The 14,161-nt window shown below is 60.3% G+C and carries 8 protein-coding genes; 4 read left to right on the top strand and 4 right to left on the bottom strand.

The annotated features are described in order from the left end of the window. Positions 1–30: 30 nt before the first annotated feature. Positions 31–3,984, bottom strand: coding sequence for a trifunctional transcriptional regulator/proline dehydrogenase/L-glutamate gamma-semialdehyde dehydrogenase (gene putA / locus GNF76_RS09145; RefSeq protein WP_155582853.1), 3,954 nt, complete (start codon positions 3,982–3,984; stop codon positions 31–33). Positions 3,985–4,442: 458 nt separating this feature from the next. Here putA and putP point away from each other — a divergent pair, with 458 nt between their 5' ends. After that, the gene (gene putP, locus GNF76_RS09140) at positions 4,443–5,927 is read left to right on the top strand and encodes a sodium/proline symporter PutP (RefSeq protein WP_155582852.1); all 1,485 of its coding nucleotides are present in this window, start codon (positions 4,443–4,445) and stop codon (positions 5,925–5,927) included. Between the two features lie 80 nt (positions 5,928–6,007). Here the strand turns inward: putP and GNF76_RS09135 are convergent, their stop codons facing one another. Beyond that, entirely contained in the window at positions 6,008–6,502 is a 495-nt protein-coding gene (locus tag GNF76_RS09135; protein WP_155582851.1) for a DUF2165 family protein, read from the bottom strand. A 189-nt stretch (positions 6,503–6,691) separates the two neighbouring features. Between GNF76_RS09135 and GNF76_RS09130 the strand changes: the two genes are divergently transcribed. Genes GNF76_RS09130 through GNF76_RS09120 form a run of 3 tightly spaced genes read left to right on the top strand, consistent with a single transcriptional unit; the run spans position 6,692 to position 10,254 of the window. Beyond that, positions 6,692–8,638 (top strand): type VI secretion system Vgr family protein, encoded by a 1,947-nt coding sequence (locus GNF76_RS09130; protein WP_155582850.1) that lies wholly within the window; start codon positions 6,692–6,694, stop codon positions 8,636–8,638. Further along, positions 8,635–9,384, top strand: coding sequence for a DUF4123 domain-containing protein (locus GNF76_RS09125; protein ID WP_155582849.1), 750 nt, complete (start codon positions 8,635–8,637; stop codon positions 9,382–9,384). The genes GNF76_RS09130 and GNF76_RS09125 overlap by 4 nt, the downstream gene beginning before the upstream one ends. 33 nt (positions 9,385–9,417) lie before the next feature. Then, entirely contained in the window at positions 9,418–10,254 is an 837-nt protein-coding gene (locus GNF76_RS09120; protein ID WP_155582848.1) for a 23S rRNA (adenine(2030)-N(6))-methyltransferase RlmJ, read from the top strand. A gap of 183 nt (positions 10,255–10,437) precedes the next feature. Here GNF76_RS09120 and msrA read toward each other — a convergent pair whose 3' ends face one another. Continuing rightward, the gene (msrA, locus tag GNF76_RS09115) at positions 10,438–11,085 is read right to left on the bottom strand and encodes a peptide-methionine (S)-S-oxide reductase MsrA (protein ID WP_155582847.1); all 648 of its coding nucleotides are present in this window, start codon (positions 11,083–11,085) and stop codon (positions 10,438–10,440) included. A 76-nt stretch (positions 11,086–11,161) separates the two neighbouring features. After that, entirely contained in the window at positions 11,162–13,855 is a 2,694-nt protein-coding gene (locus tag GNF76_RS09110; protein WP_155582846.1) for a putative bifunctional diguanylate cyclase/phosphodiesterase, read from the bottom strand. Between the last annotated feature and the right edge of the window lie 306 nt (positions 13,856–14,161).

Genomic DNA, 14,161 nt, shown 5'->3' with positions numbered 1-14,161 from the left:
GCTCCCACATTTTTGACAGTGTTTCTTCAGTTAGCCGATCGTCATCAGGCTGGCGTTACCGCCTGCTGCCGCAGTGTTGACGCTCAATGCCCGCTCGATCACCAGGCGTTCCAGGGCAATCCCGGTTTCACCTTGCGACAAGCCATGCACCCCGACAATCGCGCCGCCACGCTGGGCCACTTGCTGGCAGACCGCGCGCAGTTGGTCGGAATCACCGTGATGCAGGACTGCATCGAAGATCACCTCGTCCTTGGTCCAGTCGGCAACGCGCTTGATCTTCGCCTGAACATCCTTTGGCAGACGTGCGAACAGTGCCTTGGTCAATTCAGACTCCGGCCACACCGCCGAACTGCCCACGGCGAGTACCGCTGCCAGTTGGGCCAGCAGGTCGCCTTCTACTTCCGCCAGGCACAGCACGTGCTCGCGGGGCAGGATGGCGTAGCTGTTGCGCTCACCGGTCGGGCCGGCCAGTTGGCGGGTGATACCGCTTTGAGACTGCGTGGCGAACTGCACGCACAGTGCGCTCAAGTCGCTGAGTTTGCTGCTGTCGGCCCAGGCTTGCAGGGCGGTCAGTGGCTGGCTCATGGCATCCCGCAGGCGTACATCCGGCGCGGCCAATACATCACCACGAACGAAGGATTGCTCGATCGCATCGGTAGGACGTGTCGACAGCAGGCGGTACAGGTACAGCGGGCCACCGGCCTTGGGACCAGTGCCCGACAGGCCTTCGCCGCCGAATGGCTGCACACCGACCACCGCACCCACGATGTTGCGGTTGACGTAGACGTTACCGGCATGGACGTTGTCGATCACCTTGGCGATGGTCTCGTCGATACGGGTGTGCACGCCCAGGGTCAGGCCGTAGCCGGAGGCGTTGATCTGGCCGATGAGCTGGTCGATCTCTTTGCGCTTGTAGCGCACCACGTGCAGTACCGGGCCGAAGATCTCGCGTTGCAGTTCGTCGAAGCTTTCCAGTTCGATCAGGGTTGGCATCACGAAGGTGCCGCGCTTGATTTCTTCACTATCAGCAATGGCGACCTGATACACGTTGCGGCCTTTGTCGCGCATGGCCTGGATGTGTTTCTCGATGCCAGCCTTGGCTTCGGCGTCGATCACTGGGCCGATGTCCACAGACAGGCGCTCAGGGTTGCCGAGACGGCATTCAGCCATGGCGCCTTTGAGCATTTCGATCACACGATCTGCCGAATCTTCCTGCAAGCACAGTACGCGCAGGGCCGAGCAACGCTGGCCGGCACTGTCGAAAGCTGAAGAAACAACGTCGATCACAACCTGTTCGGTCAATGCTGAGGAGTCGACGATCATCGCGTTCTGGCCACCGGTTTCGGCGATCAGTGGAATCGGACGACCTTGGGCATCCAGGCGACCCGCGACATTGCGCTGCAGCAGGCGAGCAACTTCGGTGGAGCCGGTGAACATCACGCCTTTGACGCGATCATCACCCACCAGTCGGGCGCCGACGGTTTCGCCTTGGCCTGGCAGCAGTTGCAGGACGCCTTCCGGAATGCCTGCTTCCAGCAGCAGGCGCACGGCCTGGGCAGCCACCAGCGGGGTTTGCTCTGCCGGCTTGGCCAGCACCGGGTTACCGGCGGCCAGCGCAGCAGCCACTTGGCCACTGAAAATCGCCAGCGGGAAGTTCCATGGGCTGATGCACACCACCGGACCCAGCGGGCGGTGGGCGTCGTTGGTGAAATCGTTACGGGCCTGCACCGCGTAGTAACGCAGGAAGTCCACGGCCTCACGCACTTCGGCGATGGCGTTGGCGAAGGTTTTGCCGGCTTCACGGGCTAGCAGGCCCATCAGCGGCTGGATCTCGCCTTCCATCAAATCGGCTGCGCGCTCAAGGATCGCGGCGCGTTCGGCGGGTGGGGTGGCCTGCCAGATCGGTGCGGCGTTCAGGGCGCATTGGATGGCGTTGTCGACGTCTTCGACGGTGGCTTCCTGGACATGCCCAACCACGTCACGATTATCGGACGGGTTCAGCACCGGCGCAGCCGCTTCGTTGCTCGACGGGCAGCCGAGCATCGGCGTGGCTTTCCAGTTGTTATGAGCGGTGGCCAGCAGCGCGCAGGACAACGACGCCAAACGGTGTTCGTTGGCCAGGTCGATGCCGGCGGAGTTCGCGCGCTCGCTGCCATACAGGTCACGGGGCAGCGGGATACGCGGGTGCGGCAGGCCGAAGCCGCCTTCCAGCGTGGCCATCTGCTCGATGCTGGCCACTGGATCGGCCACCAGCTCCTGGATCGAGATGGATTGGTCGGCGATGCGGTTGACGAACGAGGTGTTGGCGCCGTTTTCCAGCAGGCGACGCACCAGGTAAGCCAACAGCGTTTCGTGTGTGCCGACCGGTGCGTACACGCGGCACGGCCGGTTCAGCTTGCCTTCGGAAACCTTGCCTACAACCTGCTCGTACAGCGGTTCACCCATGCCATGCAGGCATTGGAACTCATACTGGCCGGGGTAATAGTTCTGACCGGCAATGTGGTAGATCGCCGACAGGGTGTGGGCGTTATGCGTGGCGAATTGTGGATAGATAACTTCCGGTACTGCCAGCAACTTGCGTGCGCAGGCGATATAGGAAACGTCGGTGTACACCTTGCGGGTGTAGACCGGGTAGCCTTCCAGGCCTTCGACCTGGGCGCGCTTGATTTCGCTGTCCCAGTACGCGCCTTTTACCAGGCGAATCATCAGGCGGTGACGGCTGCGGCGTGCCAGGTCGATCACATAGTCGATCACATACGGGCAACGCTTCTGGTAAGCCTGAATCACGAAACCGATGCCGTTCCAGCCGGTCAGTTGCGGCTCGAAGCACAGGCGCTCCAGCAGGTCCAGCGACAGCTCCAGACGGTCAGCTTCTTCAGCGTCGATGTTCAGGCCGATGTCGTATTGCTTGGCCAGCAGGGTCAGGGACAGCAGGCGCGGGTACAGCTCGTCCATGACGCGCTCGTACTGCGCGCGGCTGTAACGCGGGTGCAGCGCTGAGAGCTTGATGGAAATGCCCGGGCCTTCATAAATCCCACGGCCGTGGGAGGCTTTGCCGATCGAATGGATGGCTTGTTCGTACGAGGCCAGGTACTTCTGGGCATCGTGTTCGGTCAGGGCGGCTTCACCGAGCATGTCGTAGGAATAGCGGAAGCCCTTGGCTTCGAACTTGCTGGCGTTGGCCAGGGCTTCGGCGATGGTTTCGCCCGTGACGAACTGCTCACCCATCAAGCGCATGGCCATGTCGACACCCTTGCGGATCATCGGCTCGCCGCTCTTGCCGATGATGCGGCTCAGGGAGGAAGTCAGGCCGGCTTCGTTGTGGGTGGCGACCAATTTGCCGGTCAGCAGCAGGCCCCAGGTGGCAGCGTTGACGAACAGCGACGGGCTGTTCCCCAGGTGCGGCTGCCAGTTGCCGGTGCTGATCTTGTCGCGGATCAATGCATCACGGGTGCCTTTGTCCGGGATGCGCAGCAGCGCTTCGGCCAGGCACATCAGTGCCACGCCTTCCTGGGACGACAGGGAGAACTCTTGCAGCAGGCCCTGGACGATACCGGCACGGCCGCCGGCGCTCTTCTGGTTGCGCAGTTTTTCGGCAATCGAGGCGGCCAGCTTGTTGGTGGCTTCGGCCATTGGTGCCGGCAGGCGAGCCTGCTCGATCAGCATCGGCACCACTTCCGGCTCAGGGCGACGGTAAGCGGCGGTGATCGACGCACGCAGGACCGATTGCGGGAGGATGCTCTCGGCGAACTCCAGGAAGCATTGGTGGGCGTGGTCGTTCTGGACCTCGCCGGCATCGTCTGCGTCCTTGCTGCTCGAGCCGTTGAGCTCGTTCAGGGTTGCACCACCCTCGAGTTTCTCCAGGTAATTGAAAATTGCCTGCTTGATCAGCCAGTGCGGCGTGCGATCAATGGAGGTCGCGGCGGCCTTGAGGCGTTCGCGGGTCGGGTCATCGAGTTTGACCCCAAGGGTGGTCGTAGCCATATTTTTATCCTCATGGGTGCCACGACTGCGTGGCATCAGCTGGCGGCAAGATTAGCTTTGCGCTGGAAGAGGTGCAACCGGGTGCAACCCTTTTTTTGCCGGAAAAGAACGCTGCTCATCAGGAAAAAAATTCCCCTCGACCGATTCGGCTTCTTGTTGATGCATTTACTTCTGAGTTTTGCTGTTTTTGCTCCGAAAAGGAGCAAAAACAGGCTGTTTTGCCAAAAACACACCTAGGTGCAACTTAATCTCAAGAAACTGGTTGCACCTTATTTGCTTTGTTGAATAGCATTCGCGCACCAAGGTGCAACCACCTCCACCGGTTCGGTTCATCGGCTGATGGCTTTCCTGGGGAAACGTCAGTCATAAATGCGCGGCATTCAGCTTCGTCTACCCACCAGTGGGTGGCCGTCCTGACAGACCGCCGCTACATAAAAACAAAGCCAGGGCGTAACTCAATGAGCGTAAGTAATCCCACCCTGATCACGTTTGTGATCTATATCGCGGCAATGGTGCTGATCGGCTTCATGGCCTATCGCTCCACCAACAACCTCTCCGATTACATTCTTGGCGGCCGCAGCCTCGGCAGCGTGGTCACCGCGCTTTCGGCCGGCGCCTCTGACATGAGCGGCTGGCTGTTGATGGGCTTGCCGGGCGCGATCTACATGTCTGGCCTCTCGGAAAGCTGGATCGCCATCGGCCTGATCGTCGGTGCTTACCTCAACTGGTTGTTTGTGGCCGGTCGCCTGCGGGTGCAGACCGAGCACAACGGCGACGCCCTGACCCTGCCGGATTACTTCTCCAGCCGCTTTGAAGACAAAAGCGGCCTGCTGCGGATTATCTCGGCGGTAGTGATCCTGGTGTTTTTCACCATTTACTGCGCTTCCGGCATCGTGGCCGGTGCCCGTCTGTTCGAAAGCACTTTCGGCATGTCCTACGAGACCGCACTGTGGGCCGGTGCTGCGGCGACCATTGCCTACACCTTCGTTGGCGGTTTCCTGGCTGTGAGCTGGACCGACACCGTGCAAGCCACGTTGATGATCTTCGCCCTGATCCTGACCCCGATCATCGTGCTGCTGGCCACCGGCGGCGTCGACACCACCTTCCTGGCGATCGAAGCGAAGAACCCTGACAACTTCAACATGCTGAAAAACACCACCTTCATCGGCATCATTTCGCTGATGGGCTGGGGCCTGGGTTACTTCGGCCAACCGCACATCCTCGCGCGTTTCATGGCGGCAGACTCGGTGAAGTCGATTGCCAAGGCACGTCGTATTTCCATGACCTGGATGATCCTGTGCCTGGGCGGCACCGTGGCAGTGGGTTTCTTCGGTATCGCTTACTTCTCGGCACACCCGGAAGTCGCCGGTCCCGTGACGGAGAACCACGAGCGTGTGTTCATTGAGCTGGCCAAGCTGCTGTTCAACCCATGGATTGCCGGTGTGTTGCTGTCGGCGATCCTGGCGGCCGTGATGAGTACCTTGAGCTGCCAGTTGCTGGTGTGCTCCAGCGCCCTGACCGAAGACTTCTACAAAACCTTCCTGCGCAAGAACGCCTCGCAGATCGAGTTGGTGTGGGTCGGTCGTGCCATGGTGCTGCTGGTTGCGCTGATTGCCATCGCCATGGCGGCCAACCCGGAAAACCGCGTGCTGGGCCTTGTGAGCTATGCCTGGGCCGGTTTCGGCGCCGCCTTCGGTCCTGTGGTGCTGATCTCGGTGATGTGGAAAGGCATGACCCGCAACGGCGCACTGGCCGGCATCCTGGTGGGTGCGATCACCGTGATCGTGTGGAAACACTTCAGCCTGCTGGGCCTGTACGAAATCATCCCGGGCTTTATCTTTGCCAGCTTGGCGATCTACTTCGTGAGCAAGCTTGGGGCGCCGACTGCCGGTATGGTCGAGCGCTTTGATGCGGCCGAGAAAGACTACAACCTCAACAAATAATCAGCGGGGCCTTGATGGCCTGTTGAATTGAAAACGGCCCGCATCCTTTGGATGGCGGGCCGTTTTTTTTGCGCGCTGATTCAGCCTCGATCAGTGTCCGATTGGTTGAGGAAAATCAGCACCCCAAGAATCGCCATATAAAACTTGAAGGCCGCCTCCTGGCCATTCCACTGGTGGGATTGCCACATCAGAAACCACTCGCCGCCAATCACCATGAAGCCGAAGAACCACACCACGAAACCGAGGGTGAGGCCGACGATGGCGTATTTTTTAGCCTGGTTGAACTCACCGGCGGTGGCCTGCCGAGCTTGCCACAAGGCCAACGCGCCGCGTGCCAGGAGCACAGCGGTCAGGGTTTCGCCGGCGATAATCAGCCAATACGCGGCATGCCACAGCCACGGCGTGGTGATTGAACGGTACAGGGCGGCGTTGTCGGGAAAGAGGGTGTCCATGCTTAGCACGTGTTTGACGAAGGCGAAGTTGGAGCCGTAGTCGGTGATGTTGTTGAAGGCAACGAGCGCGGCGAAGGCCGCCAGCGCAAGGGTCAGAGTGATTTTTGCGTAGCGGCTGGCCATGTTGTTCTCCATTCTCGTGGCGGGATTGATGACGGTTACGCTAACACGGTGCGGGTGTGGGTTCGACGCTGGGTGTTTGAAGATTAACGACCCTGTCGCGTAGGGATTTACTGATTTGCCTGCGGTGCGTTCAGCTCGACAAAGCGCTGGTGCAGAATCGGTCGCCCACTACTTGCAGAGAAACACCGGATGTTCGCTCCTGCCAATCAAAGTGCTTTCACCCTGACCCTCGACGGTGTGTCCAGTGAACTCAAGGTCCTTGAGTTCAGCGGCACCGAGGCCATCAGCCAGCCTTACCGGTTTGACCTGGAACTGGTCAGCGAGCAGCCTGATCTGGATCTGGAAAGCGTGCTTCATCGCCAGGCGTTCCTTGGTTTTGATGCTCAGGGCCATGGGATTCACGGTCAGGTTTATCGGGTCGCCCAAGGCGATTCCGGCGCACGCTTGACCCGTTACCAGATCAGCCTGGTACCGCAGCTGGCGTATCTGCAACACAGCAGTCATCAACGTATTTTCCAGCACAAGAGCGTCCCGCAGATTATCGCTCTGGTGCTGGAAGGGCAGGGGATTCAGGGTGATGCGTTCGAGTTCCGACTGGGCGGCGAGTACCCCAAGCGTGAGTACTGCGTACAGTTCGATGAAACGGACCTGGCGTTTATCCAGCGGCTGAGTGCCGAACTGGGTATTCACTATCACTTCCAGCACAGCACAGACGGCCATCGGTTGGTGTTTGGCGATGATCAGGTGGTGTTCGCCAGGGCTGATCAACCCACGGGCTATGCGCCCGGCTCCGGGATGGTCGCCGAGACGCCGGCGATCAAGCGTTTTACGGTGAGACTGGAGGCTCGCACTACTGGGGTGAACCTGCGGGATTACGACTTTCGCAAACCGGGCCTGCAACTGGAAAGTGCAGTCCTCGGCGAGCAGTTGCCGTCCCTGGAGGATCATGGCTATCCCGGCCACTTCACGGATCGTCCTCACGGCAAACACTTGGCACAGCGTGCCCTGGAGCGCCACCGCAGCGACTACCGGCAGGCCCACGGCAGCAGCGATCAGCCGGCGCTGGTGAGCGGCCAATTCTTTACGCTGAGCGGGCATCCACGCGAGGAGTGGAATGACTTGTGGCTGGTGACTCAGGTGATCCACGAAGGCAAGCAACCTCAGGCGCTGGAGGAGGCTGTTACCGAAACGGGCGGTGAGGCTTTTCAGCAGGGTTATCGCAATCATTTCGTTGCGACCCCCTGGGATGTAGTGTTTCGAGCGCCTTTGCCAGCACCCCGCCCGCTGATCTGTGGGTATCAGAACGCCGTGGTGACCGGGCCTGCGGACAGTGAAATTCATTGCGACGAGTTCGGGCGGGTCAAGGTGCAATTGGCCTGGGACCGCCTTGGGGAATACAACGCGCATTCCAGTTGCTGGCTGCGTGTTACCAGTGGTTGGGCCCACGAACACTATGGCGCGGCCATGATTCCGCGTGTCGGCATGGAGGTCTTGGTCGGTTTCGTCAACGGCGATGCCGACTTGCCCGTGGTGGTCGGCTGCCTGGCCAATACGGCGACACCGGTGCCTCTTGACCTGCCAGCAGACAAAACCCGCAGCATCTTGCGCAGCCAGAGCAGCCCCGGCGGTGGAGGCTATAACGAGCTGCGTATCGAGGACCGCAAGGACGCCGAGGAAATCTACCTCAGGGCCCAGCGCGACTGGACCCAGCACGTGCTGCACGATCAGCGCGTGCAAGTGGGCAATTTGCGCCGGGTGGAAGTGGGAGGCGAGGAACAACACATCATCCGTGGCAACCATTCCCTGCAAGCGGGCCCGCAGATCAGCTTCAGCGCCGGGCAGCAGGTTGTCGTGGAGGCCGGCGCCAGTGTGACCCTGCAGGCAGGTGGGCAGTGGATCAACATCTCTGGAGCCGGAATTTTTTGCAGCACGCCTATTCAGATTGGCGGTGCGCCCAAGACGGTTTCAACTTCGCTGCCTGTGGGGTTGGAAACACGATTGGCGCCGTTGAGTGCGGCGCAAATTTTCAGCCTCAAGCGCAGCGCACTATTTTGTGAGGAGTGCGAGCGTTGCAAGGAGGGCGTGTGTAACCCCTTGCAGCATCGTGGGGTGCTGTTGGCCGCAGGTTTACTATGACTTGTCTGCATGAGTGGCTTGAGTGCGAACCCTTGCAGGTCGACGAGCAGTTGTATGCAGTGCTGAGTAACGCCAGTGACTGTAAGGCCTTGGCGGCCTGGCGTCAGGCCGGAGGGGGCTCACCCAGCCCTCTCTGGGCTGGCAGCGAGTATGCGGACTGGCAAGAGGTAATGCCTTATGCCGCGGTAGTGGCCATCGATAGCGCCTTTCTCGACTGGGTGGCTGCATGCGAGGGCGACGATTGGGGTTGGCTGGCCGTCTCGTCCTGTTCTTTGCAAACGGTTGTCGAGCATCTGTGTAGCCTGACCAAGGTTCTCCTGCCCGAAGGGCAAGCGGTATTTTTCCGTTTCTGGGACGGGGCCTGTCTGCTGCCTGTCTTGCAGGCGCTTGGGCCTCAGGCAGGGGAGGTTATCCCCGTGTTTCGGCGCTACTGGATCAATGGCCAGTCTCATGAGGTGACTGGAGCCGTGATGGGGAGCGCGCGCAAAAGCCCATGGTGGAAGGTGCCTGCGCCGGTTCTCAAACGGCTGGAGGAGCGGTCGACGGTTACGCTTGTCGACAACCTGCTGCAATGGCTGGAGGAGCAACGGTCGGACCTGCACAGTGCATTTGCACTCACGACTTTGAGGCACAAGGTCACCTACTTCGTGGGCGGGCCAAATGAAGGCCATCAAGCGTTGGCGGCCTACCTGAGCTCAGAGCTGGGCAAGCCTTCTGACCGCGACCCTGCACCTTTGCCTGTGTAAAAGGTAAACTTCGCCTCCTGCGCAGGAGCAATCATGAATTATCGTCACGCCTTTCACGCCGGCAACCACGCCGATGTCTTCAAACACCTGACCTTGACCCGTCTCATCGCCTTGATGTCGCGCAAGGAGCAGCCGTTTGCCTATCTCGACACCCACGCCGGGATTGGTCTGTATGACCTCCAGGGTGATCAGGCCAACCGCACCGGTGAGTACCTGGAAGGCATCGCCCGGCTGTGGGGGCAAACTGACCTGCCGCCGCTGACGGCGGATTACATGCGCGTGCTGCACGAGATGAACCCGGATGGCCAATTGCGCTACTACCCGGGCTCGCCTGAGTGGGCGCGACGCCTGACTCGTCCTCAGGACCGTGTGTTGCTGAACGAGAAACACCCGGAAGACGGCGTGCTGCTCAAGGACAACATGAAAGGCGACCGTCGGGTAAAAGTGCACCTGGGCGAAGGTTGGCACGTGCCACGGGCCTTGCTGCCGGTGCCGGAAAAGCGTGCGCTGATGTTGATTGATCCGCCGTTCGAAAAACTCGACGAGATGCAGCGCTGCGCCGCGTCGCTCAAGGAAGCTATCAGCCGCATGCGCCAGACGGTGGCCGCTATCTGGTACCCGGTGAAGGACCAGCGCATGTTGCGCCGCTTTTACCAGGACCTGGCGGGTACCGGTGCGCCAAAGTTGCTGCGTGTAGAGTTGCTGGTGCACCCGCTGGACACGCCCAACAGCCTGAATGGCTCGGGTCTGGCGATTGCCAATCCGCCGTGGGGCCTGGAGGAGGAGTTGCGTGAGCTGCTGCCGTGGCTGTCCAAGCAGCTTGGGCAGACCCAGGGTGGGTGGCAGATGGATTGGTTGATTGCTGAATAATCAGGTCTAAACATAAGCGCAGAACCCCTGTGGGAGCGGGCTTGCTCGCGAAAGCGGAGTGTCAGTCAAATGTGTATCAACTGACCCACCGCCTTCGCGGGCAAGCCCGCTCCCACATTTGATCGGGGTCTCATGTGGGAGTGGGCGGTGCGACGATTCGACGTGCCCGCGATGTTTTTGGCGTCAGATCGGGCAGCTCACGCCTGTCCCGCCAATCCCGCAATACCCCTGCGGATTCTTCGCCAGGTATTGCTGGTGATACGCCTCGGCGAAGTAGACCGTCGGGGCCTCTTCGATTTCCGTGGTGATGGTGCCCAGGCCGGCCTTGGTCAGTTCTTGCTGATAGGCTTGTGCGCTGGCTTTGGCGGCTTCCAGGTGCTCAGGTTTGACCGCGTAGATCACCGAACGATATTGGCTGCCGATGTCATTGCCCTGACGCATACCCTGGGTTGGGTTGTGCAATTCCCAGAACATTTTCAGCAGTTCTTCGTAGCTGATCTTGTCCTGGTCAAACACCACCAGCACCACTTCGCTATGGCCGGTCAGGCCCGAGCAGACTTCTTCATAAGTCGGGTTTGGCGTGTAACCGCCGGCATAGCCGACGACCGTACTGACCACGCCGTCGCGCTGCCAGAATTTGCGTTCCGCGCCCCAGAAACAACCCAGGCCGAAGATCGCAAACTCTACGTTGTCGACGAACGGGCCCAGTAGTGGGTTGCCATTGACGGAATGCGTTTCGGGCAAGGCCATCGGAGTTTCACGGCCGGGCAAAGCTTGTTCTTGAGTAGGAAGCACGTTTTTGTTCACCAGAATTTCCGAGCGCAAGACCATGATGACAGTCCTCTCAGTCAGATTGAGTTAACAGTAAGAATTCAGACAGCCAGTGTGCCCGAGTGTTACAGCGCTGTCAGGCGATTGGCCCGCGCGGGTAGCGTTTAAGCTTCTCAAGCAGCTCTGACCCCGGGATGGGGCGGTCGAACAGGTAGCCCTGGCCGACGTCGCAACGGTGCCGGCGTAAAAACGCCAGTTGCTCGGCGGTCTCGATGCCCTCGGCGACCACCTTGAGTTTGAGGTTGTGGGCCATGGCGATTACGGCCGAGGTGATTTCCATGTCGTCCTGGTTGTCCGGGATTTCATGGATAAAGCTGCGATCGATCTTGATGATGTCGATGGGGAATTTTTTCAAGTAGCTGAGCGACGAGTAACCGGTGCCGAAGTCGTCCATGGCCAGGGTCAGGCCGAAGCTCTTCAATTGATCCAACTGCAGGCGGGTGTCTTCGGTGGCTTCCAGCAGCAGGCCTTCGGTCAGCTCCAGCTCCAGCAGGTTGGCCGGTAGTTGCTCTTCCTTGAGGATGGTGGCAATCGAGGCCACCAGGTCCGGGTCGGAAAACTGTTTGGGAGACAAGTTGATCGCCACCTGCAGATTGCCCATGCCGGCGGCGCTCAGTTGTTTGCTCATGCGACAGGCCTGGCGGGCGATCCACTTGCCGATGGGGATGATCAGGCCGGTTTCTTCGGCCACGCTGATGAACTGATCCGGGCGGATCATGCCTTTTTCCGGGTGGTTCCAGCGCAACAGCGCTTCCATGCCCAGCAAACGGCCACTGCGCAGGCACAGCTTGGGCTGGTAGAACACCTCCAGCTCATTCTGGGTCAGGGCGCGGCGCAGGTTGTTCTCGACAAACAGTTTGTAGCTGGCCTCGGCGTTCAGCGCTTCGGTGAACACCTGGACCTGGTGCTTACCATTGGCCTTGGCCTTGTGCAGCGCCAGGCCTGCGTTGCGCATCAGGGTTTGCGGGTCACGGCCGTGCAGCGGCGCGCAGGCCAGTCCCACGGAGCCGGTGACGCTGATCAGTTGGTTGTCGACGAACATCGGCTTATCGAGCGTCATCAGCAGTTGGCTGGCGACTTGTTGGCCGGTTTCCAGGTCGGTGTCGTCCAGCAGTACCGCGAACTCGTTACTGGCGAAGCGCGCCAGGCTGCCACTGCTGCTCAGGCTGTTGCGCAGGCGTCGGGCCAGGCTGATGAGCAGCTTGTCACCGGTCTGGTGGCCGAGGCTGTCGTTGATGCGCTTGAAGTTGTCGATGTCCACCAGCAGCAGGCTGATGGGGCTATCGCTGTCTCGGGCAAAGCGCTCATCGAGATTGCGAATGAACGCGGGGCGGTTACCCAGGTTGGTCAGGTTATCGGTGTAGGCCAGGCGTTCGATGCGTTGCTGGGCCAACTTGGTCTGGGTGATGTCTTCGTAGATGCCGATGTAGTGGGTCAGCTCGCGGTTGTCGCCATAGACCTTGGAGATCGACAACTGGCCCCAGTAGGGTTCGAGGTTTTTGCGCCGGCTCTTGAATTCGCCTTGCCAGCTGTTGCTCTTGGCCAGGCTCGACGGCGCGTCGAACAACAGTTCGCTGAGATTCTCCAGGGCCGGCAGTTCCGACAGTTTGTGGCCGTGGACTTCCTCGGTGCTGTACTGGGTGATCGCAGTGAAGCTGGGGTTGACGTATTCCACCACACCGTCGCAATTGACCAGCAGAAAAGCGTTGGCGCTTTGTTCCACCGCTCGCTGGAACAGGTGCAGGGCACTGGTGGCGGTACGTCGGTTGTGGTTATTGATGACCTGGGCGAATTGGTCGGCCAGTTCGCCGGCAAAGGCGATTTCATCGGACTGCCAGGCGCGGGTGCTGTTCCGTTGTTCCAGGCACAGCACGCCGACCACCTGGCCATCGACGCGGATGCTGGCATCGAGCATGGCGTGGACATTATTGGCTCGCAAGCTTTCGGCCATTTCCCGGGTGCGAGGGTCGCGCATGGCGTTGGTGGCGTCGATGGCGCGGCTGGTATGCAGGGCTTCCAGGTAATCCGGGAAGTTGCTGGCATCAATGGGTTCTGGCAAATGGTGTTGCTGCTCGGCGCGCTGGTAGGCGGAAATCGGCACCAGGCGCTGATCTTCCAGGTTCCAGATGCTGGCGCAATCGATCTGATAGATGTCGCAGGCACTGCGGGTGATCAGCTCGGCGGCTTCCTGCAGCGAGTTGTTGGTGCTGTAGCGCTGACGGGCCAGCACCAGGATCAGTTCCTGCTGGGCGCGTACGCGTTCCAGGTGCAGCAACTGTTCTTGTTGTGCGCGCTGGTTAAGCTCCAGGGCGATCTGCAAGCGGCTGTTCTGGTTTTCCAGATCGGCTGCCGGCGCTAGCGGTGCTGCTCCGCTGAATAGGCCGTCAACCACCATCAAGTAGCCGCGCAGCAGGTGACGGTTGTGTTGTTTGTAGGCCTCACCCAGCTCCAGCAGGCTCAGCGGGCCGTCGTGGGTGTGCAAGGTGTAGCGCACCAGGTAATGGGGGCTGATAGTCAGTTGTTGTTGAATCGCATCATGCAACTGGTAGCGGGCCTGGGGTTCCATCAGGCTGGCGTAAGGCGAACCGATCAGGGCACACAGCTCGACGGCTGGCAGACCGAACTGGCGTTCGCAATTGGGGTCGAGATAAAGCAAGGCCCAGCTTGCCTCATTAAGCCGTTCGAAACGCAGCATGCCGAGGCGCGAAGGCACCGGTAATTGCGTCACTACCTCGGCCGCCGTTCGGGCGACATCGGGTTGGCTTTTCATGGGGAAACTCGCTTGGAAAAATGCGCACGGCGCTGGGCTCACGCCCTCTTTACTGTTGCCTGCGGCAAGGTTGCATCATGCGGCACGGGCTGACAAGTGAGGATGAAGGCTAAGTGCTATAAGTGTGTTATCGGCCGCGCAGGCGATTTCTGCAGCCGGGGTGATGGGTGGTTGTAGCCGCTGCCGAGGCACGAGGCTGCGATGGGCTGCATAGCGGCCCACTCTGGCGGTCCTGCGGCCCGCATCGCAGCCTCGTGCCTCGGCAGCGGCTACAGAGATTTGGGTGTTAAAAAAGCCTAAAAAAAG

This window comes from Pseudomonas spelaei (assembly GCF_009724245.1).
GTDB lineage: Bacteria > Pseudomonadota > Gammaproteobacteria > Pseudomonadales > Pseudomonadaceae > Aquipseudomonas > Aquipseudomonas spelaei.
This window is presented reverse-complemented; position numbering and strand designations above follow the sequence as displayed.

Excerpts from the sequence above, each read along its gene's own strand:
- putA (WP_155582853.1), bottom strand. The coding sequence starts at position 3,984 with ATGGCTACGACCACCCTTGGGGTCAAACTCGATGACCCGACCCGCGAA.
- putP (WP_155582852.1), top strand. The coding sequence starts at position 4,443 with ATGAGCGTAAGTAATCCCACCCTGATCACGTTTGTGATCTATATCGCG.
- GNF76_RS09135 (WP_155582851.1), bottom strand. The coding sequence starts at position 6,502 with ATGGCCAGCCGCTACGCAAAAATCACTCTGACCCTTGCGCTGGCGGCC.
- GNF76_RS09130 (WP_155582850.1), top strand. The coding sequence starts at position 6,692 with ATGTTCGCTCCTGCCAATCAAAGTGCTTTCACCCTGACCCTCGACGGT.
- GNF76_RS09125 (WP_155582849.1), top strand. The coding sequence starts at position 8,635 with ATGACTTGTCTGCATGAGTGGCTTGAGTGCGAACCCTTGCAGGTCGAC.
- GNF76_RS09120 (WP_155582848.1), top strand. The coding sequence starts at position 9,418 with ATGAATTATCGTCACGCCTTTCACGCCGGCAACCACGCCGATGTCTTC.
- msrA (WP_155582847.1), bottom strand. The coding sequence starts at position 11,085 with ATGGTCTTGCGCTCGGAAATTCTGGTGAACAAAAACGTGCTTCCTACT.
- GNF76_RS09110 (WP_155582846.1), bottom strand. The coding sequence starts at position 13,855 with ATGAAAAGCCAACCCGATGTCGCCCGAACGGCGGCCGAGGTAGTGACG.